The sequence below is a fragment of the Bradyrhizobium ferriligni genome, from assembly GCF_056837965.1.
Window position 1 is genome coordinate 13,807 of the sequence record NZ_JBXEJO010000004.1, and the last position, 19,908, is coordinate 33,714.

General features: G+C 65.4%; 24 protein-coding genes. 13 read left to right on the plus strand and 11 right to left on the minus strand.

What is annotated here, in order from left to right:
* Positions 1 to 124 precede the first annotated feature (124 nt).
* The 3 genes from AC1VNY_RS02990 to AC1VNY_RS03000 all read left to right on the plus strand — a co-directional run bounded on the left by AC1VNY_RS02990 (position 125) and on the right by AC1VNY_RS03000 (position 3,297).
* Positions 125 to 1,792, plus strand: a complete 1,668-nt coding sequence (locus AC1VNY_RS02990; protein ID WP_482404038.1) for a fumarate hydratase — start codon at positions 125 to 127, stop codon at positions 1,790 to 1,792.
* A 9-nt stretch (positions 1,793 to 1,801) separates the two neighbouring features.
* Positions 1,802 to 2,476 (plus strand): DUF429 domain-containing protein, encoded by a 675-nt coding sequence (locus AC1VNY_RS02995; RefSeq protein WP_482404039.1) that lies wholly within the window; start codon positions 1,802 to 1,804, stop codon positions 2,474 to 2,476.
* A 233-nt stretch (positions 2,477 to 2,709) separates the two neighbouring features.
* Positions 2,710 to 3,297 carry a hypothetical protein gene (locus AC1VNY_RS03000; RefSeq protein ID WP_482404040.1) on the plus strand — a complete coding sequence of 196 codons (588 nt, stop codon included), beginning with the start codon at positions 2,710 to 2,712 and terminating at the stop codon, positions 3,295 to 3,297.
* Positions 3,298 to 3,333: 36 nt separating this feature from the next.
* Here the strand turns inward: AC1VNY_RS03000 and AC1VNY_RS03005 are convergent, their stop codons facing one another.
* The 4 genes from AC1VNY_RS03005 to AC1VNY_RS03020 form a co-directional block, all read right to left on the minus strand.
* Positions 3,334 to 3,630 (minus strand): hypothetical protein, encoded by a 297-nt coding sequence (locus tag AC1VNY_RS03005; RefSeq protein WP_028337138.1) that lies wholly within the window; start codon positions 3,628 to 3,630, stop codon positions 3,334 to 3,336.
* A 119-nt stretch (positions 3,631 to 3,749) separates the two neighbouring features.
* Positions 3,750 to 4,304 carry an inner membrane-spanning protein YciB gene (locus AC1VNY_RS03010; protein WP_482404041.1) on the minus strand — a complete coding sequence of 185 codons (555 nt, stop codon included), beginning with the start codon at positions 4,302 to 4,304 and terminating at the stop codon, positions 3,750 to 3,752.
* A 54-nt stretch (positions 4,305 to 4,358) separates the two neighbouring features.
* Positions 4,359 to 4,946 (minus strand): hypothetical protein, encoded by a 588-nt coding sequence (locus AC1VNY_RS03015; protein WP_482404042.1) that lies wholly within the window; start codon positions 4,944 to 4,946, stop codon positions 4,359 to 4,361.
* Positions 4,947 to 5,267: 321 nt separating this feature from the next.
* Complete coding sequence (locus AC1VNY_RS03020; protein WP_482404043.1) at positions 5,268 to 6,671, minus strand: carotenoid oxygenase family protein; 1,404 nt, start codon at positions 6,669 to 6,671, stop codon at positions 5,268 to 5,270.
* A 113-nt stretch (positions 6,672 to 6,784) separates the two neighbouring features.
* Between AC1VNY_RS03020 and AC1VNY_RS03025 the strand changes: the two genes are divergently transcribed.
* Positions 6,785 to 7,510 carry a TetR/AcrR family transcriptional regulator gene (locus AC1VNY_RS03025; RefSeq protein ID WP_028339829.1) on the plus strand — a complete coding sequence of 242 codons (726 nt, stop codon included), beginning with the start codon at positions 6,785 to 6,787 and terminating at the stop codon, positions 7,508 to 7,510.
* 13 nt (positions 7,511 to 7,523) lie between these two features.
* Here AC1VNY_RS03025 and AC1VNY_RS03030 read toward each other — a convergent pair whose 3' ends face one another.
* Positions 7,524 to 8,126: a hypothetical protein gene (locus AC1VNY_RS03030; protein WP_482404044.1), complete on the minus strand. Its 603-nt coding sequence runs from the start codon at positions 8,124 to 8,126 to the stop codon at positions 7,524 to 7,526.
* A 164-nt stretch (positions 8,127 to 8,290) separates the two neighbouring features.
* On the opposite strand from AC1VNY_RS03030, the gene AC1VNY_RS03035 reads away from it, so the two are divergent.
* Positions 8,291 to 8,962: an SET domain-containing protein gene (locus tag AC1VNY_RS03035; protein ID WP_482404045.1), complete on the plus strand. Its 672-nt coding sequence runs from the start codon at positions 8,291 to 8,293 to the stop codon at positions 8,960 to 8,962.
* 23 nt (positions 8,963 to 8,985) lie between these two features.
* Here the strand turns inward: AC1VNY_RS03035 and AC1VNY_RS03040 are convergent, their stop codons facing one another.
* Together AC1VNY_RS03040 and AC1VNY_RS03045 are read right to left on the minus strand one after the other, a co-directional pair.
* The gene (locus tag AC1VNY_RS03040; protein WP_482404046.1) at positions 8,986 to 9,276 is read right to left on the minus strand and encodes a DUF6522 family protein; all 291 of its coding nucleotides are present in this window, start codon (positions 9,274 to 9,276) and stop codon (positions 8,986 to 8,988) included.
* Positions 9,273 to 9,707: an RrF2 family transcriptional regulator gene (locus AC1VNY_RS03045; protein ID WP_482404047.1), complete on the minus strand. Its 435-nt coding sequence runs from the start codon at positions 9,705 to 9,707 to the stop codon at positions 9,273 to 9,275. The genes AC1VNY_RS03040 and AC1VNY_RS03045 overlap by 4 nt, the downstream gene beginning before the upstream one ends.
* An 83-nt stretch (positions 9,708 to 9,790) precedes the next feature.
* Between AC1VNY_RS03045 and AC1VNY_RS03050 the strand changes: the two genes are divergently transcribed.
* Both AC1VNY_RS03050 and AC1VNY_RS03055 read left to right on the plus strand, forming a co-directional pair.
* A complete protein-coding gene (locus tag AC1VNY_RS03050) occupies positions 9,791 to 10,252 on the plus strand; it encodes a group III truncated hemoglobin (RefSeq protein ID WP_482404048.1) in 462 nt (153 codons plus the stop codon).
* Positions 10,249 to 10,407, plus strand: a complete 159-nt coding sequence (locus AC1VNY_RS03055) for a hypothetical protein (protein WP_482404049.1) — start codon at positions 10,249 to 10,251, stop codon at positions 10,405 to 10,407. The genes AC1VNY_RS03050 and AC1VNY_RS03055 overlap by 4 nt, the downstream gene beginning before the upstream one ends.
* A 55-nt stretch (positions 10,408 to 10,462) precedes the next feature.
* Here the strand turns inward: AC1VNY_RS03055 and AC1VNY_RS03060 are convergent, their stop codons facing one another.
* Together AC1VNY_RS03060 and AC1VNY_RS03065 are read right to left on the minus strand one after the other, a co-directional pair.
* On the minus strand, positions 10,463 to 10,861 hold the full coding sequence (locus AC1VNY_RS03060; RefSeq protein ID WP_482404050.1) for a hypothetical protein: 399 nt from the start codon (positions 10,859 to 10,861) through the stop codon (positions 10,463 to 10,465).
* A gap of 32 nt (positions 10,862 to 10,893) precedes the next feature.
* Entirely contained in the window at positions 10,894 to 11,118 is a 225-nt protein-coding gene (locus tag AC1VNY_RS03065; protein ID WP_482404051.1) for a hypothetical protein, read from the minus strand.
* A 94-nt stretch (positions 11,119 to 11,212) separates the two neighbouring features.
* On the opposite strand from AC1VNY_RS03065, the gene AC1VNY_RS03070 reads away from it, so the two are divergent.
* The 3 genes from AC1VNY_RS03070 (at position 11,213) to AC1VNY_RS03080 (ending at position 13,489) form a co-directional block, all read left to right on the plus strand.
* On the plus strand, positions 11,213 to 12,037 hold the full coding sequence (locus AC1VNY_RS03070) for a helix-turn-helix domain-containing protein (protein ID WP_038385984.1): 825 nt from the start codon (positions 11,213 to 11,215) through the stop codon (positions 12,035 to 12,037).
* Between the two features lie 62 nt (positions 12,038 to 12,099).
* The gene (locus tag AC1VNY_RS03075) at positions 12,100 to 12,765 is read left to right on the plus strand and encodes a DsbA family oxidoreductase (RefSeq protein ID WP_028339838.1); all 666 of its coding nucleotides are present in this window, start codon (positions 12,100 to 12,102) and stop codon (positions 12,763 to 12,765) included.
* An 85-nt stretch (positions 12,766 to 12,850) separates the two neighbouring features.
* Entirely contained in the window at positions 12,851 to 13,489 is a 639-nt protein-coding gene (locus AC1VNY_RS03080; protein ID WP_461193330.1) for an NIPSNAP family protein, read from the plus strand.
* A gap of 271 nt (positions 13,490 to 13,760) precedes the next feature.
* Here the strand turns inward: AC1VNY_RS03080 and AC1VNY_RS03085 are convergent, their stop codons facing one another.
* Positions 13,761 to 14,945 (minus strand): GNAT family N-acetyltransferase, encoded by a 1,185-nt coding sequence (locus tag AC1VNY_RS03085; RefSeq protein ID WP_482404052.1) that lies wholly within the window; start codon positions 14,943 to 14,945, stop codon positions 13,761 to 13,763.
* A gap of 173 nt (positions 14,946 to 15,118) precedes the next feature.
* Positions 15,119 to 15,571 carry a hypothetical protein gene (locus AC1VNY_RS03090; RefSeq protein WP_304496098.1) on the minus strand — a complete coding sequence of 151 codons (453 nt, stop codon included), beginning with the start codon at positions 15,569 to 15,571 and terminating at the stop codon, positions 15,119 to 15,121.
* A gap of 160 nt (positions 15,572 to 15,731) precedes the next feature.
* Here AC1VNY_RS03090 and AC1VNY_RS03095 point away from each other — a divergent pair, with 160 nt between their 5' ends.
* The 3 genes from AC1VNY_RS03095 to AC1VNY_RS03105 all read left to right on the plus strand — a co-directional run bounded on the left by AC1VNY_RS03095 (position 15,732) and on the right by AC1VNY_RS03105 (position 19,631).
* Positions 15,732 to 15,959 carry a hypothetical protein gene (locus tag AC1VNY_RS03095; RefSeq protein ID WP_016848541.1) on the plus strand — a complete coding sequence of 76 codons (228 nt, stop codon included), beginning with the start codon at positions 15,732 to 15,734 and terminating at the stop codon, positions 15,957 to 15,959.
* 129 nt (positions 15,960 to 16,088) lie between these two features.
* A complete protein-coding gene (locus AC1VNY_RS03100) occupies positions 16,089 to 17,534 on the plus strand; it encodes a caspase family protein (protein ID WP_482404053.1) in 1,446 nt (481 codons plus the stop codon).
* Between the two features lie 72 nt (positions 17,535 to 17,606).
* Positions 17,607 to 19,631 carry a pyrroloquinoline quinone-dependent dehydrogenase gene (locus AC1VNY_RS03105; protein WP_482404054.1) on the plus strand — a complete coding sequence of 675 codons (2,025 nt, stop codon included), beginning with the start codon at positions 17,607 to 17,609 and terminating at the stop codon, positions 19,629 to 19,631.
* Positions 19,632 to 19,908: the final 277 nt, after the last annotated feature.

The window sequence follows — 19,908 nt, forward strand, 5'->3', positions numbered from 1 at the left end:
GGTCCCGCGCATGGCTGGAAGGCGGCCGGCTTCCCTTTCCTTTGTCGGAAAAAGGCTTAGAACGGCTCTACATTGCCGGCGGCCCCGCGGCCGGCATCGGCCTTTCGAAACCGACGAGCAGCTCATGAACGCCCCCTCAGCCTTCCCCGACCAGCAGAAGCCCGTTCCGCCCTACAAGCACACGCCTCTGTTCCCGCTTGGTGCCGACACCACGCCCTACAAGAAGGTGACGAGCGAGGGCGTCCGGGTCGAGAAGGTGTTGGGCAAGGACATGCTCGTGGTGTCGCGGGAGGCGCTGCGGGCGCTTTCCGAGGCCGCCTTCGGCGACATCAACCACTATCTGCGGCCGGGCCACCTGAAGCAGCTGCGCTCGATCCTCGAGGACAAGGAAGCCAGCGACAACGACAAGTTCGTCGCCTTCGACTTCCTGAAGAACGCCAACATCGCGGCCGGCGGCGTGCTGCCGATGTGCCAGGACACCGGCACCGCGATCATCATGGGCAAGAAGGGATGCAACGTCATCACCGAAGGTGACGACGAGGCCGCGCTGTCCGAAGGCGCGCGCGATGCCTATCTGCGCCGCAATCTGCGCTACTCGCAGGTCGCTCCGTTGTCGATGTATGAGGAGAAGAACACCGCCAACAACATGCCGGCGCAATGCGAGATCTACGCCGAGGGCCAAGGGGATTCTGCGGGCGCCTACAAGTTCATGTTCATGGCCAAGGGCGGCGGCTCGGCCAACAAGAGCTTCCTGTTCCAGGCGACGCCCTCCGTGCTGACCAAGGACCGACTGCTCGCCTTCCTGAAGGAGAAGGTGCTGACGCTGGGCACCGCGGCGTGTCCCCCTTATCACCTCGCGATCGTGATCGGCGGCACCTCGGCCGAGCTCTGCATGAAGACCGTGAAGCTTGCCTCGGCACGCTATCTCGATGCGCTGCCGACCCACGGCTCGGCCGACGGCAATGCGTTCCGCGATCTCGAGATGGAGCAGGAAATCCTCAAGATGACGCAAAGCTTGGGGGTGGGCGCGCAGTTCGGCGGCAAATATTTCTGCCACGACGTGCGCGTGATCCGTATGCCGCGCCACGGCGCCTCGCTGCCGATCGGGCTCGGCGTCTCCTGTTCGGCGGACCGCCAGGTGCTCGGCAAGATCACCAGGGACGGCGTCTATCTCGAGGAGCTCGAGCACAACCCGGCGCAGTATCTGCCCGCGGTCGAGCAGTCGCTCGGCGGTGAGGTCGTCAAGATCGACCTCAACAAGCCGATGAAGGAAATCCTCGCAACGCTGTCGCAATATCCGATCAAGACCCGCGTCTCGATGACCGGCACCATGATCGTCGCGCGCGACTCCGCGCACGCCAAGCTGCGCGAGCGCCTGGAGAAGGGCGAGCCGCTGCCCGATTATTTCAAGAACCATCCGGTTTATTACGCGGGTCCCGCCAAGACGCCCGACGGCTACGCCTCCGGCGCATTCGGCCCGACCACGGCGGGACGCATGGATTCCTTCGTCGACCAGTTCCAGGCCGCGGGCGGCTCGATGGTGATGGTCGCCAAGGGCAACCGCGCGGTCGCGGTGCGCGAGGCCTGCAAGAAGCACGGCGGCTTCTATCTCGGCTCGATCGGCGGCGCCGCGGCGAACCTCGCCGAGCACTGCATCAAGAAGGTCGAGGTTGTCGAGTATCCCGAGCTCGGCATGGAAGCGATCTGGCGCATCGAGGTGGTCGACTTCCCGGCCTTCATCATCATCGACGACAAGGGCAACGACTTCTTCAAGGAATTGAATCTCGGTTGAGGATCCGGGTTGATTGCGGTCGGCCTCGACGGATTCTCCAAGGGCTGGGTCGCCGTCACCATCGACGGCGACCAGCGCACGATTTCCATTCACAGCGATATTGCCGACGCGCTGGCGCGTCCGTTCGATCGCGCCGGGATCGATATTCCGATCGGTATGACCGATGACGGCGAGCGCGATTGCGACCTGCTTGCGCGCGTGAGATTGCGCCCGCACACCTCGCGCGTCTTCACCGGCGCGCGGCGCTGGTTGTGGCAAGAGTTTGACGATCCGGACGCGGCGAACGAGGAAGCGCGGCGTCGCGGCCAGACCCGTGTGTCGCGCCAGCTCTGGCATCTCGGGCCAAAGATCATGGAGGTCGACGCGTTCGTGCGCGCGAACGCCACGCGCGATATCCGCGAGGTGCATCCCGAACTGGTGTTCCTGCGGCTGAACCGCGGCGAGGCCTTGCCGCGCAAGAAGTCGGAGGAGGGCGATGCGCTCCGCCGCAGGCTGCTGAAGCGAACGGGCTTCCGCGAGATCGATCGCTGGCTCACCGAGATGCGGACCGGCACCGGCGCGAAGCGCGATGACGTGCTGGATGCGTGTGCAGTGGCGCTGGCTGCGCGCGAACCTTGTGGAAGCGTTCCGGAAGGCGTGCCGCCGCCGGATGGGCACGGTCTGCCGATGCAGATCTGGTTTTAGTGGGTGTGACGGCGTCACACGCGGCGCGGCCGTCCGCCTCAGCCTGTATCGTTTGCATTAACCACGCTGCAGCGGCTGCGACGTTCTGCCACGCGCGAGGTTGTGCCCATCGAAGAAAGCAACCGATTTCAGCCAAGTACCCTTAAGGTTTGTCGTCGACCCTCCGCGCTCATCCAGAGGTCGGCGTGGATGAGATGACTCCGCGCTGACGATTAATCGCAATGGATGGGAGATTGACGATGAAGCCTTTTTCCTTCGGTGTATTTCTTGTGGCCTGCGTGGTGGTCTATCTGTACTTCACCCTTTTACCCGGCGACGGCATGGTCTATCGCGTGCCGATCGCGCAGGCACGCCAGGAACTCGCGAAGGCTGAGCTGCCGCCCTTGGTGTTCGGAAGCGCTGTGCTGGATGTCGGGGTCCGCAGCAACGGCGACTCGGAAGTCGTCTGGATCGTCCGCCGGAAGGGCGAGGAGTTGTTCCGCTACACCGCCCAGCTCTCGGCTGAGGACAAGGACTCCACGCGCGTCAAGCTGAAGCTGGAGGGCGCGCAGGGGCCTACCCAGAACTACGCCAAGAACCTCGAGGATAACCCCAAGACGCGGGACTTGTATCTCGCCGCGATGCAGGAACGCGTCTCTTCCACGCTGCAGCATCGGCAGTTCGAGATGTCGCGCCTTCATGCCGCGATGGCGTCTGCCGCGGCGGCGAACCTCGGCAACATCCGCGCTTCGGCGGATCAAGCTGCCGCGGCAGCTGCGGAGCTGGAACGCAGCTCCGTGCAAAGGACCTATCGCAACGAGCCGGCCGGCGTGCGTCGCTGAGCGCGCGACTGCGCCGGCCGGCGTGTTCGGCCGGCGTTACGCCCGCGTGCCGGTGAACGGGAAGCTGCCCATCGGGCCGATGCCCATCTCGCCGGAGATGCCGTCGCCGGAGACCTTGCCGGTGAATTCGAGCGTCAGAGGCATCGGATTGGTGATGGAAACCTTCCAGGCGACGTCGTCGCCGTTCACGGTGCCGTCGAAGATTTCGGTGGAGTTGCCCTCGGCGCCCTGCGTGCCGGTGAGCGTGCCGCCGGAGCTTGCCAGCGACAGCGTCGCCTTGCGCTCGCCCATCGGGGTCGTCATCGTGAGATTCCAGTTTCCGTCCACCGCCATTGATGTCTCCCCTCCAGGTAAAGCGCTTTCGAGCGAAATGGCTACCGGTTCGCGTGAAGAAAACGCGTGCGCGGGTATAGCCCATCTTGCCGCGCGCGCCTAGTTCGCGGCTGCGGCGATCAGGCGCGGGCGGCGGCGCGCAGCCGGCTTCCGACCAGGAAGCGGAAGGCGACATACTGGATCGCGAAGGCGGCGATCTTGGCGCCGACCAGCACCACCGACACGTAGAACGCCCACAGCTTCATGTCGCCGGTCGCCGCGATCGCAATGGTGCCGGCGGCGAGAATGAACATCAGCGCGGCCCAGGCGTAGCCGGCGAGGGTGGCGTATTCCGGAATCGTCTCGGTCACGATCGGCGGCAAATAGCGCAGCATCCAGCCGCGCTTGAGCATGATCGCGCCGATCGCGATGTGGCCGATCGCGGGCTTCGCCAGCACGAAGCGCGGATCGTTGGTGAAAAGCGTCGCGCCGCCGAGCACGATCACGAGCCCAAGGCTCGCCCAGGTCATGTAGCCGAGCGCCTGTCCCTTGACGCGCGCATAGATCACTTGTGCGATCGCGCCCGCGATCGCAACGCCGGTGGCGATCAGGACATTGTCGGTGGCGAAATAGACCACCAGGAAGACGATGGTGGAGAGGAAGTCGCTCGCAAGCCTGGCAAATACGCTCTTCATCGTCGTGGTTTCCGTTTCCTCGGGATGATCGTGGTGATGTTGTTATGACAGCGTTTAGCGGGACGGCAGCGCGCCGGCCGGCGGCGCCGCGTCCTTGGCCGCGCGATGGTGCGGATACCAGTGGGTGAAGTACACCGCCGCGTTACGTACGGCGAAGGCGATCAAGAGGCCCGTCCACAGCGGCAGCGCCGGCACGTAAAGCACCGCAATGTTGCCGATCAGCATGAGCAGCATCGCGACGGTCCAGGCACCGGTGATCAGGTAATTGGCGTGGATGAAGCCGGGCAGCTTCGCGGTTTCGGCATCGACCTGTTCCAGCGCATATTGCCGCGTGAAGGGATGGCCGATCATGATCGAGCCGAGCGACACCAGCAACATGCCGGCATCGACCGCGATCTTCACCGCGATGCTGCTCGACGTCGCGTCGACGAAGATGAGGTAGAGGCCGACCGCGGCGAACACGATCACCGAACCGACGCCGAGGATCTTGATGCTGCGGCCGCGTGCGACATCGAACGCGATCACGGCAAGGCAGATCAGGGCGGCACAGAGCAGGCTCACCGTGGCCGAGGTCACCAGCATCAGCATGGCGAAGGCGCCGTAGGGAGCGAGGATCAGGAAGATCGTCATGGTGAGCCTCATCGGCTGATCTTTACATCGTAAAGATACCCTAGAGGCGAGCAATGGAAGCGTCAAGCGAAATCTTTACAGTGTCAAAATCGTAAGGTGACTGGAAAAAATCCAGCTATGACAGTGACATAAAAATGGCTCCCGCACTTGGCGCTCGCCGTCCCGCATCGTTGTGGCCGGGCATGGCCGTTGACGGGCGGCGTCGCTTCCGCTCGCTTATGTCCCGGCCACCCACGTCTTTCCCGCAAGTGGCGACCAAGACGTGGATGCCCGGCACGAGGCCGGGCATGACGAGCGAGGAATTGCTGCTCTGACGTCTGGGACGATCGACGATTACTCCGCGCCCACCCAATTGCCGTGGAATCCATCCGGCACGCGGTGGCCGAGATGGACCAGCGCGGTTGGGCCCGCTTCGACATCTTGCGCGTTGAACACGGCGAGGTCGCTGCGGTTTTCGCGGGCGCGCCAGACCACCGCGAGCAGCCAGCCGTCGCCTTCCGCGGCGTCAGCGCCGCGCTCGACGAAGACAGGCTCGGAGATCGTATCGCCGGCGGGCAGCAGATAGTGGCCGAGCCGCTTGCCACGGCCATCGACGTGCACGATGCCCGACAGCGCACCGAACATCGGCAGATCGGGGTTGGCGCAGGCATACCAGCCGTGATTGCTGGCAAATCCGGCGCGGCGATCGTCGACGCGGGGGAATTCGCCGGTGAGGTCGTCGAGATAGGTCTGCGTGAAGCGGTCGGTGTTGCCGGAGAGGTCGAAGGTCCAGCGGCAATAGCGCGCGCGGTTCTTGCGCGGGTCGGTCGGCGAGCCGTCGGGATGGTTGAACAGCGGCGCTTCCTCGAACTGCATCACGTCGGCGATGATGCGGTTGCCGTCCTCCCACGCGTTCATCACGTGGAAAACGTAGCAGGTCTCGGCGCGGAACCAGACGATGTCCTTTGACGCGCCGCTGCGCTTCATCACGCCGACATAGGCGCCTTTCTCCGGCTCCCAGGCATAGGGCGCCTGTCCGCGCATCGCGCGCTGCATGCTGCCGGTGATCGGCAGGATCGGAAACAGCACATGATTCTCGGTGACGATGAAGTCGTGCACCATGCTGGCATAGGGCGCCTCGAAGCGTTCGAATCGCGTCACCACGCCGGACGAGCTCACCGCGCCGAACGACAGCGCCGGCGTCAACGGGCCTGCGGCGTTGTAGCCGAAGAACACCATCTCGCCGGTGACCGGATCGATCTTCGGATGCGCGGTGAAGGGGCCGGAGATTGCACCCTTGTAGTCGCAATAGCCGAGGCGATTGAGCGTGCCGGGCTCGATCTCGGTCGGCAGATGGCCTTCCTCCAGTGCGAGCAGCCGGCCGCCATGGAAGATGATGTTGGTGTTGGCGACGCCGCCGTCGGTCGTCGTGGTGGCCGGCGCATCCGGCATCTTGCGCCCGAAGCCGCCGAACAGCGCGCGGCCGGCATCATGCTCGGCCTGCCATTTCGGCGTGCGGACCCAGCGGTTGCGGTAGCTGGCGCGGCCGTTCTCGAGATGGAAGGCGTGCAGCATGCCGTCGCCGACGAACCAGTGCGCACCGGGCGCCTCGAATTGCGGGTTGGGACCGTTGCGATAGAGCGTGCCGTTCAGCTCGCGCGGCAATTCGCCCGAGATCTTCAGGAATGGCGCGTCGGCTTCGAATGGGATCGGCGCCAGATTGGTGCGCGCCGCATTGGATGTGACCTGGTCGAGCATTCCGCATCTCCCTGCATTATGATCTTTACATCGTAAAGATATCAGTAGGGATGACGCCGCCGATCGTCAAGCAAAATCTTTACAGTGTAAAAATTGCGACATATAAGGGCCCGATGGCAAGAATATCCAAAGAAAACAAGGCGACTCGCCCGGCACGGGCTCCGACCCGCCGGGTTGCACGGACCGCGGCGGCTCGTCCTGCCCCACGGCGCCGCGCCAACGACACGCCGTATCATCACGGCGATCTGCATGAGGCACTGTTGAAGGCCGCCGAGCGCGTGCTCGAGCGTGATGGATTGGCGGGACTGACATTGCGTGCGGTGGCGCGCGAGGCCGGTGTGTCGCACGCCGCCCCGACGCATCATTTCGGCGATCTCACCGGTTTGCTCAGCGAACTCGCAGCGATCGGTTTCCGGCAATTCGGCCTCGCGATGGCGGCTGCTGACGCCTCGGCGGCCACGACGCCCGAGAAGGGCGTGGCGAGCGCCAAGGCTTATGTTGCCTATGCGCAGGCACATCCCGGCATGTACGGACTGATGTTCCGCAGTGAGCGGCTCGATCATTCGCGGCCGTCGCTGCACGAGGCGTCCGAGGCTTCGTTCGCAGGGCTGACCCGCGGCGTCGGCGCCAGTCGGCACGAGCAGATTTCCAAGGAGCAGCTTACGCTGGACCAAGCGGCCGCGATCGCGTCCGCCTGGTCGCTGGTGCATGGTTTCACCATGCTGCTGCTCGACGGACGCCTCAAGACGATTCTGGATCGGTCGCCCGAGGGCACATCCGCGGAAATGTTGTTGACCGCGATGCTGCGATTGTCCGCGGGCCGCTCGGCGCGGCAATAACCAGTGCTGTGGGCTAGCGCCTCACAAGCGACGTGGTCCGGCCGCTCTGTCCGACCGTCTTCACCGTATCCGTGCCGCATTTGAAATCGCGGGCGAAATCGTCGGCGGCCTGTCGCGCCAGCGCGTTGGCGTTGGGATTGGCCGCGACGTCGACATAGGCGACGTGACAGACATCGCCCGGCGGCAGCCGGGTCACGGCGAGCATCGCCCGCGAGACGGGGCCGCCGCGCTTGTCCTGCTCGCTGTTGTCGGCGATCTGCCAACGCTGGATGATCGCAAACGGCTTGCTGCCGGCTGCACGCCATTCGACCGTATCGCCGGTCGAGCTGAACGGGCCGAACCAGGCCTGCGCCGCAGGTTCCCTGGCTGCTGCCTCGCGGTTTCGGCCGACCGAGACCACTTCGCGCAGATCGCCCTCGTTGATCAGCACCACAAGCCCGGATTTTCCCGGACAGACCCTCGTGGTGCTGCCGTCCTCCTCGCTGGGCTTGCCGATCATGCGGCAGGCCTTCGGCGCGGTCGATGTGTAGCTGCTGCTGATTGTCTCAGCGCCGGCCTGACCAGGATTTGCACCGGCAAGCGCCATAACGACTGTTGCAAAAGCAAGGTATTTCATAGGGGGAAACCTGGGATCCGGACGTTACTTTGTGTCTGACATATGCAATCTGGGGAAGGTTCAATAGACACGCGGGAAACACCTGACAGGCGCGCGGAATCGTCCTAGAAGGGCGGCTTCGCAACTTCTGTCGCGTGCACTTGCGTGCCGTAACCTTGATCGTCATGACCACGATATCATCCAACAAGCCCTATCGCGTCGGCCGTTCCCGTACCGGTCTTGGCCTTTTCGCCACCAAGCCGATCAAGAAAGGCACCAAGATCATCCGCTATTTCGGGCCGTTGCTCGACTCGAAGAAGAAGGATGAGGACGCGATCGAGAACAAATATCTGTTCGAGCTCACCAACCGCTGGACCATCGACGGCTCGATCCGCGAGAACGTTGCCCGCTATATCAACCACGCCTGCAGGCCGAACGCGGAATCCGACGTTCGCCCACGCAAGCGCAAGGTGTTCATCCGCGCCATCAAGGACATCGAGCCGGGCGACGAAATCAATTACGATTACGGAACCGACTATTTCAAAGCCTATCTGAAGCCGATCGGCTGTAAGTGCGATGCCTGCGAGAGGAAGCGCAAGAAGAAGCGCGCGGAGGCGAGGGCGGAGCGGGTGCGGCTGAAGGAAAGGGCCGAGCGGAAAGCACAGCGCAAGGCCGAGAAGCTCGCCGAGGAGCGGGCCAGGCAGCGGAAGGCGAAGAAGGCTGCCAAAGCAAACGGCAAGCTCGTCAACGGCACGGCGCTGAACGGCAGTCACCTCAATGGTCACAGCCTGATCAACACGGCGGGCAAGAAGGCTGCCTCGTCGAAGCGGGGCACCGCTCGGGCACTGAACGCCTGATACCCACGTCGCCCGAAAACGCTCTAGCCGCTCGGCCGGTGCGCCGCGCGTGGCAACGGGGAATTGCCGAAATCCAGCGTCGAGCGCTGGATGATCGTGCCGTGCTCGTCGATGACGAGACGGAAACGCTTGCTCCCCGAGAAGAATGTGAGGCGATGGCGCCCCTGATCAGCGTCGAGCCCGCGCTCCGAGCGCGTCGTGATCGCGCCCGAGCGCATCCCGGCCTGCAGCAGCGGAACCGCGATACCGAGGCCTTCGGCGATGATATTGGCGTCAACCTCGAACGCGCCGTCCGCGAATGCGATCGTCGTCATGATGCCCTCGCGGGATGGCGGACGGGACGCGGCAGGTAGGCGCATTCGGCGAGCGTCGTTCCGTCGAGCTCGCGCATGAAGGCCTCGCGTGCCGCCGCAAGCTTTGCCTTCAGCCGGCAGCGCGGCAGCAGCAGGCAGTCTCCGCCATCATCCCTGAAACATTCGACCAGCGCGCTGCTGCCTTCCAGCGCGCGCACCACCTCGCCGAGGGTGATGGTCTCCGCCGGCCGCGCCAGCGAGAACCCGCCGCCAGCGCCGCGCTGGGTGGCAATGAAGCCGGCCTCGGCAAGGTCGCGCACCACCTTGGCAAGATGATTGCGGGAAATCTCGAATTCGGCCGCGATCTCGCTGGTGGCAAACGACCGGTCCGGCTCGCCGGCCAGCCGCATCAGGGCGCGGAGCGCAAAATCCGTGAACGATGTCAGGCGCATGGAAGCCCTTCGAAATCAGCACTTGGCGGATCAGCTATAGCAGGCTAAATAGGCATTTGAAATACCTATTTAGGATGTGAGCCATGACAGGAGCAGAGCGCCGCGAGCAGATCACCGCCGGGATTGTCGCGCGGACTGGGATCACCGAGGCCATGATCGAGCAGCTGGTGCACGCCTTCTACGCCGGGGTCCGCAAGGACCCGATGATCGGGCCGGTGTTCGAGAGCAGGATCAGCAATTGGGCGCCGCACCTGGCCCAGATGTGCGCGTTCTGGTCCTCGGTCGCGCTGATGACCGGGCGCTATCACGGCACGCCGATGGTCAAGCATATGCCGCTGCCGATCGACGCCGCGCATTTCGACCGCTGGCTCGAACTGTTCGAGGCGACCGCAGCCGAGCTGTGCCCGCCGGCGGCCGCGGCGCATTTCATCGATCGCGCGCGGCGCATCGCCTCGAGCCTCGAGATGGGCGTCGCCAGCGGGCAGGGCGTGATGCTGGCGGTTGGCGAGCGTTACAGGCGAAGCGAAGCAGGAGCAGTGCAATGAGGAACAGGGCGAAGGCAATCGCGCGCGCCGTCGACAGCGCATGGTTTCATCAGGATCAGGCCGATCCGTTTTCCGGCAGCAGCCTGGTGCCGATGCTGATCATCGGCCTGGCGCTGACCTTTGCCGGCATGATCGTCGCGGTGGTGCTGAGCTGACAGAAACGGCCGCCGCGTTTGCCGCGACGGCCGCTCGTCACGTCTGGCGTTCAGTTTACGCCGCGACCGCTTCACCGCTGCGGCGCAGCCCGACATATTGCAGCTCGGCGAACACGCCGGTGGCGATCGCCTGGGCGAGGATCACGATGGTCCCGAAGAGGTTCGGCGACACCGCGCCCGACAGCAGCAGCGCGATGCTGGCGAGCGTCCAGGCCGCGTTGCCGACGACCACCAGCATCACCAGCGGCTTCGGCACCGACATGCGCGTGCCGAGCCAGCCGACCAGCGCCGTATAGGCGATCAGGAACAGCCCGGTCTCGCGCAGCAGCGCTTCCGGCAAGCCGAGCAGCGATGCCAGCGCGTCGGCGTCGAGCACCATCGCTATGGCGGATACGCCACTGAAGACGGCATCGGCAAGCAAAGCGCGGCGCAGCAGCTGGGACGAATGGATCATGGCACGGTCTCCTCTGGTTGGGATGGGGGTGGTCAGCGGAACAGCGACTGCAGCTGACGCCACAGCCGGAGCGGACACAGCGCCTTGCCGACCCTCATCTCGACCGCATAGACCTGCGCGAACACGAACACGCCGGTTGCGTGCACGAACGGCTGCGGCATGTTGAGCGAGCGCGCCAGCAGCCAGGTGGCCAGATGGACCAGCCACGGCAGCAGGACGGCGAGGGCGCGGACAAGGGACAGCATCAGCATGGTCATCTCCTGTGCCGTGGAAGATGAGCCGGCCGGCGCGCCAATTCGATTACCTCGCATGTAATGGAACGGGCGAATTTCGCATGGTAGGTTTTGCACCATGAACGCACATGCATCCATGGCGCGGGCCGAGCCCGCAAAACCCGTCCCGATCGGCGAGCACCTGCGCGAGTGGCGGCAGCGCCGCCATCTCAGCCAGCTCGACCTTGCCGTCGATGCCGAGATCTCGGCGCGGCATCTGAGCTTCGTCGAGACCGGCCGCTCGGCGCCGTCGCGCGACATGGTCCTCAAACTGGCGGAGCGCCTCGACGTGCCCCTACGCGAACGCAACGTGCTGCTGGTCGCCGCGGGTTTCGCGCCCGCATTCCCGCAACGCTCGCTGGATGATCCGGCGCTGAAATCGGCGCGCGAGGCCATCAACCTGGTGCTGAAGGCGCACGAGCCCAATCCGGCGCTGGCCTATGACCGGCACTGGAATCTGGTCTCTGCCAACCGCATGGTGGCGCCGCTGCTCGAGGGCGTGCCGCAGCGGCTGCTCGGCCAGCCCTTCAACATCCTGCGGCTTGCCTTCCACCCCGAGGGCCTCGCGCCGCGCACCGTGAACCTCGCGGAATGGGCCGCGCATCTTCTGGAGCGGCTGCATCGGCAATGCGAGGCAACGGCCGATCCGGAGCTGCTCAAGCTCTATCAGGACCTGAAGTCCTATCCGATCCCGGCGCGGTCGGCCCCGATCACCACCGACAACAACGTCGCGCTTCCCTTCAAGCTCCGCCTCAATGGCGAAATCCTGAGCTTCATCTCGACCACAATGGTGTTCGGCACGCCGGTCGACATCACGCTGCAGGAACTGGCGCTGGAGACCTTCTTCCCGGCCGATGAGCTGACCGCCGAGCGGATGCGGCAGATGGCAGCCAGTATGAAATAGCGGCTTGTCTCGGGACGCTTTCGGCCTACCTTTGGGGTTCCATTTCCGCCGGGAACCCCGCCATGAGCGATCTGAAGCCGCTTCGCCTCGACATCGTCTCCGACGTCGTTTGCCCCTGGTGCTATATCGGCAAGCATCGCATCGAGGATGCGCTCAAGCTGGTGCCCGATGTGCCGGTCGAGGTGCACTGGCGGCCGTTCTTCCTCAACAACTGGGTGCCGCGCGAGGGCATCAGCCGCGAGGAATATCTCACCGCCAAGTTCGGTTCGGTCGATGCCTACAAGGGCATCGCTGGCCGCGTGGTCGCCGCCGCCAATGAGGAGGGGCTCACCTACCATCCCGAGCTCGTCAAGCGGCAGCCCAACACGATCGACTGCCATCGCCTGATTCACTGGGCCGAGGCCAAGGGCAAGGCGGCCGAGATGAAGCAACGGCTGATGGAGCTGTATTTCCGCGACGGCGGCGATCTCACCGACAGCAACGTGCTGGTGCAGGCAGCAAGCGACGTCGGGCTCGATGCCGACGACGTGCGCAAGCGTCTTGCCACCGACGAAGATGTCGCGCTGGTCTCGGCGCAGGCCCAGGAAGCCGCCGAGAAGGGGATTTCGGGCGTGCCGACCTTCGTGTTTGCGCAGAAATACGCGGTGTCCGGCGCCCAGCCGGCCGAGCAGCTCGCCCGCGCCATCCGCCAGGTCTCGGCAGAGATCAACGCGCAGGCGGCGCAGTAGTCCGCAGTCCACATCAAAAGCCCGGCTCATGCCGGGCTTTTTCGTTTGCCCACATCATCCATCGGAAACAATCAGGGAGACCATCATGATCTATGAGCTGCGCACCTACACGGTACGTCCAGGCGCCGTCGGCGAGATGGTGAAGGCGGCGAGCACGATCTCGCGCGATATCCGCGCCGACAATTTCGGCAAGCTGGAAGGCTACTGGATCACCGAGATCGGTCCGCTCAATCAGGTCATGCATATGTGGAGCTACGCCGATCTCAACGAGCGGACCCGGCTGCGCGCCGAGCTCGCCAAGAATCCGCGCTGGACCGGCGAGTATATTCCGGTGATCCGTCCGCTGCTGGTGCGGCAGGAGGTGCGGCTGCTCAATGCTGTCATCCCGCCGGTGGCGCCGGCGACATCAGGCAACATCTACGAATTCCGCAACTATCGCGCCAAGCCGGTCGGCGGCGCCAAGCAATGGCTCGATCTGATCACCGGCGTGATGCCGGAGCGCGAGAAATACTCCAAGATCGTCGGTCTCTGGACCACCGAAGCCGGGCAGCCCAACGAGGTCTGCCACATCTGGGCCTATCCCGATCTCAACGCCCGCGCCGCCGCACGCGGCAACGCGATGAAGGATCCGGCCTGGCTGGAATTTTTGAGCAAGGGCACGCAGGTGCTCGAGGAAATGCACTCGACCATCATGCTGCCGGCACCGCACTCGCCGTTGCAGTGACGGAGGCGATCATTCGCGTCGCGACGAGCCGTGTTGTCCCGCAAGACAGAGAGGCCGCGTTGAGGCGGCCTTTCGTTTGGCGTCGGGACGTCGAGAGCGCGGGCAAAAAGCCTCATCCGATGTTTCCATCAGATGAGGCTTTCGAAGCAAGGGCGCGCGCCGTCTGAGAACCAGCGCGCCGCAACGCTAGTCGGGCCAGCTGACACCAACCTGACGGCGGCAGCCACTTGTTTCCCGATGTGTCTGCATGCCTACGAAAGGGTAAACCGCATTATCCGGACTTGCCGCGCCGGCTACGGATGAAGCGCACGGCGTCGCGCGCGCCTTCGTAGGCGAATTTGTTCAGGGTCAGCGCGGCGTGAATGGCCGGCACCAGCGGATCGCGGCGTCGCAGCGGCAGCAAGACGTCGCCGATCGCGAAGCGGCCGCGCCAGATCGGGTCGATCATGGGGTGGCCCGGCGCCGCGGTGGAATCGGCCGAATTGATCGCGGGATCGGCGCAGAGATGGCGCGTCAGCTCCAGCGTCAACTGCGCGCCGGGCGAATGTTTCGCAAAGCGCTCGTCGACGCCGATCTTGAAGAAGAAGGCGCGGTCCTGGTGGCGCACCACGATGCCGCCCGCGACCGGCTTTTCGCCCGCATGCAGCGTGATGATCTCGCAGCGGCCGGCTTCGGCCATCGTCGACGTCGCGCGGCGGATGAAGGCCGCATCGCCGGCATGCTGGCTGAGCGCCGTGCCGCGCTCTCCTTTCCAGCCACCGGCTTCGAGGACAAGGAAAGTCTCGAGCGCCATCGCAACCTCGTGCGGCGTGCGGGCGACAGAGAAGCGCACCGCGCCATGGTCGGACAGGCGATGGTGCTGACGGCGCAGCTCCTTCAGCTTCTTAGGCCCGAGCGCGTCGCGCAACAATTCCTCGGCATCGCGCGTCGCATCCAGCTGGGCGCGCTGATAGGCGCTCAGCACGCGCGGCTGCAACCCGTCTCGCGCCAGCACCGCGCGGATCGCCGCCATGGCCGGGCCCTCGAGCGACATGGTGCGCAGGATCAGCGCATGCGCGCCCGCATTGCGCGCCTGCCGCAGCATCTTGCCCACCGCTTCCTCGGCGGCGTCGCGGTCGAGCAGCGGCGTGCACAGCGTGCCATAAGGTTCGGCGCCGACTAGCGCGGGCATGGGGATGCGGTAGATCCGCCGCATCGGAACGACAGGCAACAGCCCGATCAATTGCCCGGCATCGCCGGCGGCGCTGAGCAGCGCCGCGCCGGTGCGGCCGCGCGCGGAGGCATCGACCGCCAATTCCCAGTCGGGCTGATAGTAGCCATTGGCCTCGATCGCGCGCGCGGCAAGCGCACGCCATGCATTGAGCGGCGCGGCCGACAGCGGCGGCAACGTGCGATCGTCCGTGGCATCCCTGCGCGATGCACGGTGGATCATTGCCTGGTCAGCAATATCGGCCACGTCGCTGTTTCCCCAGTCCGCGAGGCTGATTGGGCCTTGCGTTCGTCAGGGCAACGCTAGCGGAAAGAAATGGAAAATGCCGTTGAGGCCATCAGGCAATTTGAGCGGTCGTGTTAACGGGCCGTTCAGCATACCCGGTGCGCGCCGGCCTGGCCGGCTCGCCGGCTCAAGCGCTAGGGTTTGGCGCTCCGCTGCGCTTCCGCCGCAACGGTGCTCTCGACCGGTTCGTAATTCTGCGTCACGCAATTGTCGTCGGCCTCCACCTGCCGGCGATCGAAGATCGCGCCGTCGTTGATGAAGACGCGATAGGTCTGCGTCCCCAGCGGCTTGCCGATCACCGATGTCAGCTCGGCGCGCACGCAGGCGGTCCAGCCGGTGCCGCGCGGGTCGTGCAGCGGGGCGGAGACCCGCACATGGGTCGGCTGTGAACCGGCCGTGAACACCGAATCCAGCTTGCCCGCGACCAGCCGTTTGACGTCCGGAGGCGTCTCGAGCGGGGCCGGCTCTGTAGCCTTGACCTTCAAGGCCTCCGGCCACACCGCGTGGCTGTCCGCCAGCCCGCAGCCACTCAATATGAAGGCGGCGCCGGCCAGCAGCGCCGCCAGATGTACTTGTCCCTGTCCCATTGAGCGAATTTAATGTGCCGCCGCCAAGATTGCGCCCCCCTGGTGGCGCTGAATTCGCATCGCGCGGCGCTTTGTCGATCAACAAATGTCGAGCGACAAGTTATCGTTGGGGTAGAGGTATTACCGGATGTTGCTGCGGCGGCGGGGGAGACAGACTGACATGAAACGCTTCACGGTTGCTGCCGTCATTCTGGCGCTGCTCGCGACACCCACGCTGGCCCAGGGCCGGCGAGGGGGCGGTGGGGGCGATACGAAGACGGAGCAGAAGCCAAAGGTCGACGAGAAGGCCTACAAGGCCGCGCTCGATCGGATCCCTGAGCCCAAGGAGAAATACGATCCCTGGGGCGTCACCAAGCCGGCAGCGGATCCGGCCAAGAAGCCGAAATAGCCGGGTTCGCGAGGTCTCTGCGGCCATTCGACATCCGAAGCGGCGTCGCTCGGCAGCAGATTGCCGCACGGCATGAACCTTGGTCTGACGGCCTCCGACCCATCTTCGATGTCATTGTCGGAGGCCGCCATGCTTCGCCGTTCGCTCCTCAGCCTGATCGTTCCGGCAGCGATCCTGCTCGGCGTCGTGCCGGCGTCGGCGGAAAACCGGCTGGCGCTGGTGATCGGGCAGTCGGCCTACAAGTCGGTGCCCGCGCTGCCGAATCCGGCCAACGACGCCAAGGCTGTGTCGCAGATGCTGACCGATGCCGGATTTGCAGTGACGGCCGCATCGGACCTGTCGCAGGACGAGATGCGCGCACGGCTCAGCGATTTCGCCGGCCAGGTGGCGGCGAAGGGCGCCGACACCGTGGCGCTGGTGTTCTATGCCGGGCATGGCCTGCAGATCGACGGCGAGAACTATCTGGTGCCGGTCGATGTCGATCCGAAGCGCGAGGCTGATATCCCGATCCAGGCGGTTCGGCTCAACGACGTCCTGAATACGCTGACCTCGGTGCCGAGCCGGATGCGCATCGTGCTGCTCGATGCCTGCCGCAACAATCCATTCCCGGAGCTCAGCAAGACCGCGGGGCATGGGCTCGCCATCGTCGATGCCAAGGTCGGCTCGCCCGGCACGTTTGTCTCGTTCTCGACCTCGCCGGGCGCGGAAGCCGAGGACGGCAGCGGCGCCAACAGCCCCTACACGACCGCGTTGCTGGCCTCGGCCAAGGAGCCGGGCATCCCGATCGAGGACACCTTCAAGCGCGTTCGCCTCGCGGTGAACAAGGCAACCGACGGCCGCCAGACGCCGTGGGACTCGTCCTCGCTCACCGACGACTTCCGTTTCATGGCGGGTGCTGCGGCGTCGCCGGCGGCCACGCCGACGCCGGCCCCAGCCAAACGCAGCGTCGACGAATGGAAGCGCGAATTGCAGGGCAAGCCGATCGAGGCCGCGAATGAGCTGATGGTGGTCGACGGCACCGACGAATCCTATGAGGCCTTCGCCGCGATCTTCGCAGGTACGCGACACGGCCTGCAGGCACGCGACTGGCTCGACCGGCATCGCCGCATGGTGTCGTGGAATAGTGCTGTTCTCGCCAACACGGCGGCGGCCTATCGCGGCTTCCTCGCGCAATATCCTGACACCGACCTGACAGCGACCGCGCGCAAGATGATCGAACGGCTGCGCTACCGTCCCGATCCGGCACCCGCCGTCGCGCTCAGTGTGCCCGCGACCAACGTCGCGCTAGCGGCGCCGACGTGTCCCTGCAACGCCGCGCCGCCGCAACAGCCGCTGCAGCAGAGGGCCAACGTGCCGGTGAAAAAGCGTGCCGATCCCGATCCGCCGCGGCGCGCGGGCAAGCGCCCGCCGCGCGTCGTCGTCGAGGACGACGTCGTGGTGGTGCGCCGTCCGCCTCCAGCCGTGGTCTATGAGCCTGCCGGACCGCCGATCGGAATCGGGATCGGCATCGGCATCGGTGGCGGCGGTGGTTATCGCGGCAACTACGGCGGCGGCTATCGCCGGGGTGGATACTGACGCGCCGATCGCGTAAAGGCTTTCCCCGCATAAGATGCGGCGCCTGATGATCGCATCTTGGGGGAGGACGCGATGCGGTCGCTGTTTTGCCTGCTTGCCGCGCTGCTGCTGTGTAGTCAGCCGGCGCGCGCCTGGGAGTATTGGGGCGGCGACCGCGGCGGACAGCGCTTCTCGCCACTAGCGCAGATCACATCAGACAATGTCGGCACGCTGGTGCGCGGCTGGGAATTCCGCACCGGCGATCTCGATACCCGCCCGCCCGAGGTGATGAAGCGCACCAAGTTCGAGGTGACGCCGCTGTTCGTCGAGGACAGCCTGATCCTCTGCACGCCGCTCAACGAAGTGATCGCGCTTGATCCCGGCACCGGTGCGCAGAAATGGCGTTTCGATCCGAAGATCAGCATGGCGCAACGGCCGGCCAATCGCTTTGTCTGCCGCGGCGTCGCGCACTGGACGGACGATCGTGCGGCGGAAGGCGCGGCCTGCAAGTCGCGCATCTTCACCGGCACCAACGACAGGCGCCTGATCGCGCTCGATGCCAGAACCGGCAAGCCCTGCGCCGATTTCGGCAACGGTGGCGAGATCAAGATCGACGTTGGGATGAAGCTGGAATGGCCGGGCGAGTTTCAGATCACGTCGGCGCCGGTGACGGGACGCGGCGTGGTCGTGGTCGGGTCCGCGATCGGCGACAACCGGCGGGTCGACGCGCCGCTCGGCGCGGTGCGCGCCTTCGATGCGCGGACCGGCCAGCCGCGCTGGAGCTTCGATCCGCTCATGCACAATGGCGTCGAGGCCGGCCACAGCAATGTCTGGGCGCCGATGTCGGTGGACGAGGAGCGCGGCCTGGTGTTCCTGCCGACGACTTCGCCCAGTCCGGACTTCTGGGGCGGCAAGCGCCCCGGCAACGACGAGCACGCCAATTCCGTGGTCGCGCTGCGGATCGAGACCGGCGAGCTCGCATGGGCATTCCAGACCGTGCATCACGACGTCTGGGACTACGACCTGCCGGCGCAGCCGACGCTGGCGCGGATCGACACCGGCGATGGTCAGCACGACGTCGTGATCCAGCCGACCAAGCAGGGCTTTGTCTTCGTGCTCGATCGCGACACCGGCCAGCCGGTGTGGCCGGTCGAGGAGCGCGCGGTGCCGCAGAACGGCGCCGAGGGCGAGAGGCTTTCGCCGACGCAGCCGTTCCCGACCCACGTGCCGCCGCTGCTAACGCAGCGGATGACGGCCGACGATGTCGCCGGCCTGCTGCCGGGCACCGGGAGCGCGGCCTGCGAGACGCTGCTCGCGCAATCCCGCAATGAGGGCCTTTACACGCCGCCGTCGACGCAAGGCACTGTGATCTATCCGATGACCGGCGGCGGTGTGAACTGGGGCGGCGCGGCGTTCGATCCGATCAATCAGGTCCTCTACGCCAATGTCAGCCATGCGGCGCACATCGTCACACTGATTCCGCGCGACCAGGCCAAGGGCTTCAATCCGCCGCCGGGTCATGAATTCGGCCAGCAGGAAGGCGCACCGTTCGCGATGTCGCGGGCGCTGGCGAAGTCGGCGGTCGGGTCGCCCTGCAACAAGCCGCCATGGGGCGAGACGGTGGCGGTCGATCTCAAGGCCGGCAAGATCCTCTGGCATGCGTCGGTCGGCACCAGCGAGGATCTCGCGCCGCTCGGCATCGCGCTCAATACCGGCACGCCGCTGGTCAACGGCGTCGCGATCACCGCGGGCGGCCTCGTGTTCACCGGCGCGATGGATGCCTATCTGCGCGCGTTCGATGCCAGGTCGGGCAAACAGCTTTGGCTCGGCCGGCTTCCGGTGCCCGGCGTCGCCAATCCGATGACCTATCTCTGGAGGGGCGAGCAGTACGTCGCGATCGGCGCCGGCGGCCATTCCGAGGCCGGCACATCGATCGGCGACAGCGTGGTGGCATTTCGTCTGCCGCGTCAGGGCGAGGGGGCATCGTTGTGGACTCGCCTGATCGACTGGCCCGGCGGGCGGTTCACCGCCAAGGCTGTGGCCACCGGACTCGTGCTCGTGGCCCTCATTGCGCTGTTGTGGCGCTGGCGGCACAGCCGTCGCTCGCGATCCGCTTAGGTGCTCCCTGCTGCAGGTGTGCGCCTCCAAAATATCGAAAACAACCCCATGCAAAGGAGCCGGCGGCTGCCGGCGTTCGAAAAGCAACTTGACACGTCGGGCAACTCAGGGGTATTTTTCTACTATTCCGAAATAGTGCAAGTGCCGCCTCGCAGCGCCAAGCCGCGATGAATTCAGGTTGAATCGGCCGGCGGCATTCGCTGCATCCTCCCGCAACCGGAGAGGGAGCGCAGGTTGTTCGCGGATGCAATTGAACCCAGGGCGTGGACTCATCTGG

Excerpts from the sequence above, each read along its gene's own strand:
- AC1VNY_RS03050 (WP_482404048.1), top strand. The coding sequence starts at position 9,791 with ATGACAGGAGCAGAGCGCCGCGAGCAGATCACCGCCGGGATTGTCGCG.
- AC1VNY_RS03045 (WP_482404047.1), bottom strand. The coding sequence starts at position 9,707 with ATGCGCCTGACATCGTTCACGGATTTTGCGCTCCGCGCCCTGATGCGG.
- AC1VNY_RS03080 (WP_461193330.1), top strand. The coding sequence starts at position 12,851 with ATGATCTATGAGCTGCGCACCTACACGGTACGTCCAGGCGCCGTCGGC.
- AC1VNY_RS03105 (WP_482404054.1), top strand. The coding sequence starts at position 17,607 with ATGCGGTCGCTGTTTTGCCTGCTTGCCGCGCTGCTGCTGTGTAGTCAG.
- AC1VNY_RS03005 (WP_028337138.1), bottom strand. The coding sequence starts at position 3,630 with ATGGCGGTGGACGGAAACTGGAATCTCACGATGACGACCCCGATGGGC.
- AC1VNY_RS03100 (WP_482404053.1), top strand. The coding sequence starts at position 16,089 with ATGCTTCGCCGTTCGCTCCTCAGCCTGATCGTTCCGGCAGCGATCCTG.
- AC1VNY_RS03060 (WP_482404050.1), bottom strand. The coding sequence starts at position 10,861 with ATGATCCATTCGTCCCAGCTGCTGCGCCGCGCTTTGCTTGCCGATGCC.
- AC1VNY_RS03090 (WP_304496098.1), bottom strand. The coding sequence starts at position 15,571 with ATGGGACAGGGACAAGTACATCTGGCGGCGCTGCTGGCCGGCGCCGCC.
- AC1VNY_RS03010 (WP_482404041.1), bottom strand. The coding sequence starts at position 4,304 with ATGAAGAGCGTATTTGCCAGGCTTGCGAGCGACTTCCTCTCCACCATC.
- AC1VNY_RS03065 (WP_482404051.1), bottom strand. The coding sequence starts at position 11,118 with ATGACCATGCTGATGCTGTCCCTTGTCCGCGCCCTCGCCGTCCTGCTG.
- AC1VNY_RS03070 (WP_038385984.1), top strand. The coding sequence starts at position 11,213 with ATGAACGCACATGCATCCATGGCGCGGGCCGAGCCCGCAAAACCCGTC.
- AC1VNY_RS03035 (WP_482404045.1), top strand. The coding sequence starts at position 8,291 with ATGACCACGATATCATCCAACAAGCCCTATCGCGTCGGCCGTTCCCGT.
- AC1VNY_RS03095 (WP_016848541.1), top strand. The coding sequence starts at position 15,732 with ATGAAACGCTTCACGGTTGCTGCCGTCATTCTGGCGCTGCTCGCGACA.
- AC1VNY_RS02990 (WP_482404038.1), top strand. The coding sequence starts at position 125 with ATGAACGCCCCCTCAGCCTTCCCCGACCAGCAGAAGCCCGTTCCGCCC.
- AC1VNY_RS03015 (WP_482404042.1), bottom strand. The coding sequence starts at position 4,946 with ATGAGGCTCACCATGACGATCTTCCTGATCCTCGCTCCCTACGGCGCC.
- AC1VNY_RS03055 (WP_482404049.1), top strand. The coding sequence starts at position 10,249 with ATGAGGAACAGGGCGAAGGCAATCGCGCGCGCCGTCGACAGCGCATGG.
- AC1VNY_RS03025 (WP_028339829.1), top strand. The coding sequence starts at position 6,785 with ATGGCAAGAATATCCAAAGAAAACAAGGCGACTCGCCCGGCACGGGCT.
- AC1VNY_RS03020 (WP_482404043.1), bottom strand. The coding sequence starts at position 6,671 with ATGCTCGACCAGGTCACATCCAATGCGGCGCGCACCAATCTGGCGCCG.
- AC1VNY_RS03030 (WP_482404044.1), bottom strand. The coding sequence starts at position 8,126 with ATGAAATACCTTGCTTTTGCAACAGTCGTTATGGCGCTTGCCGGTGCA.
- AC1VNY_RS03040 (WP_482404046.1), bottom strand. The coding sequence starts at position 9,276 with ATGACGACGATCGCATTCGCGGACGGCGCGTTCGAGGTTGACGCCAAT.
- AC1VNY_RS03075 (WP_028339838.1), top strand. The coding sequence starts at position 12,100 with ATGAGCGATCTGAAGCCGCTTCGCCTCGACATCGTCTCCGACGTCGTT.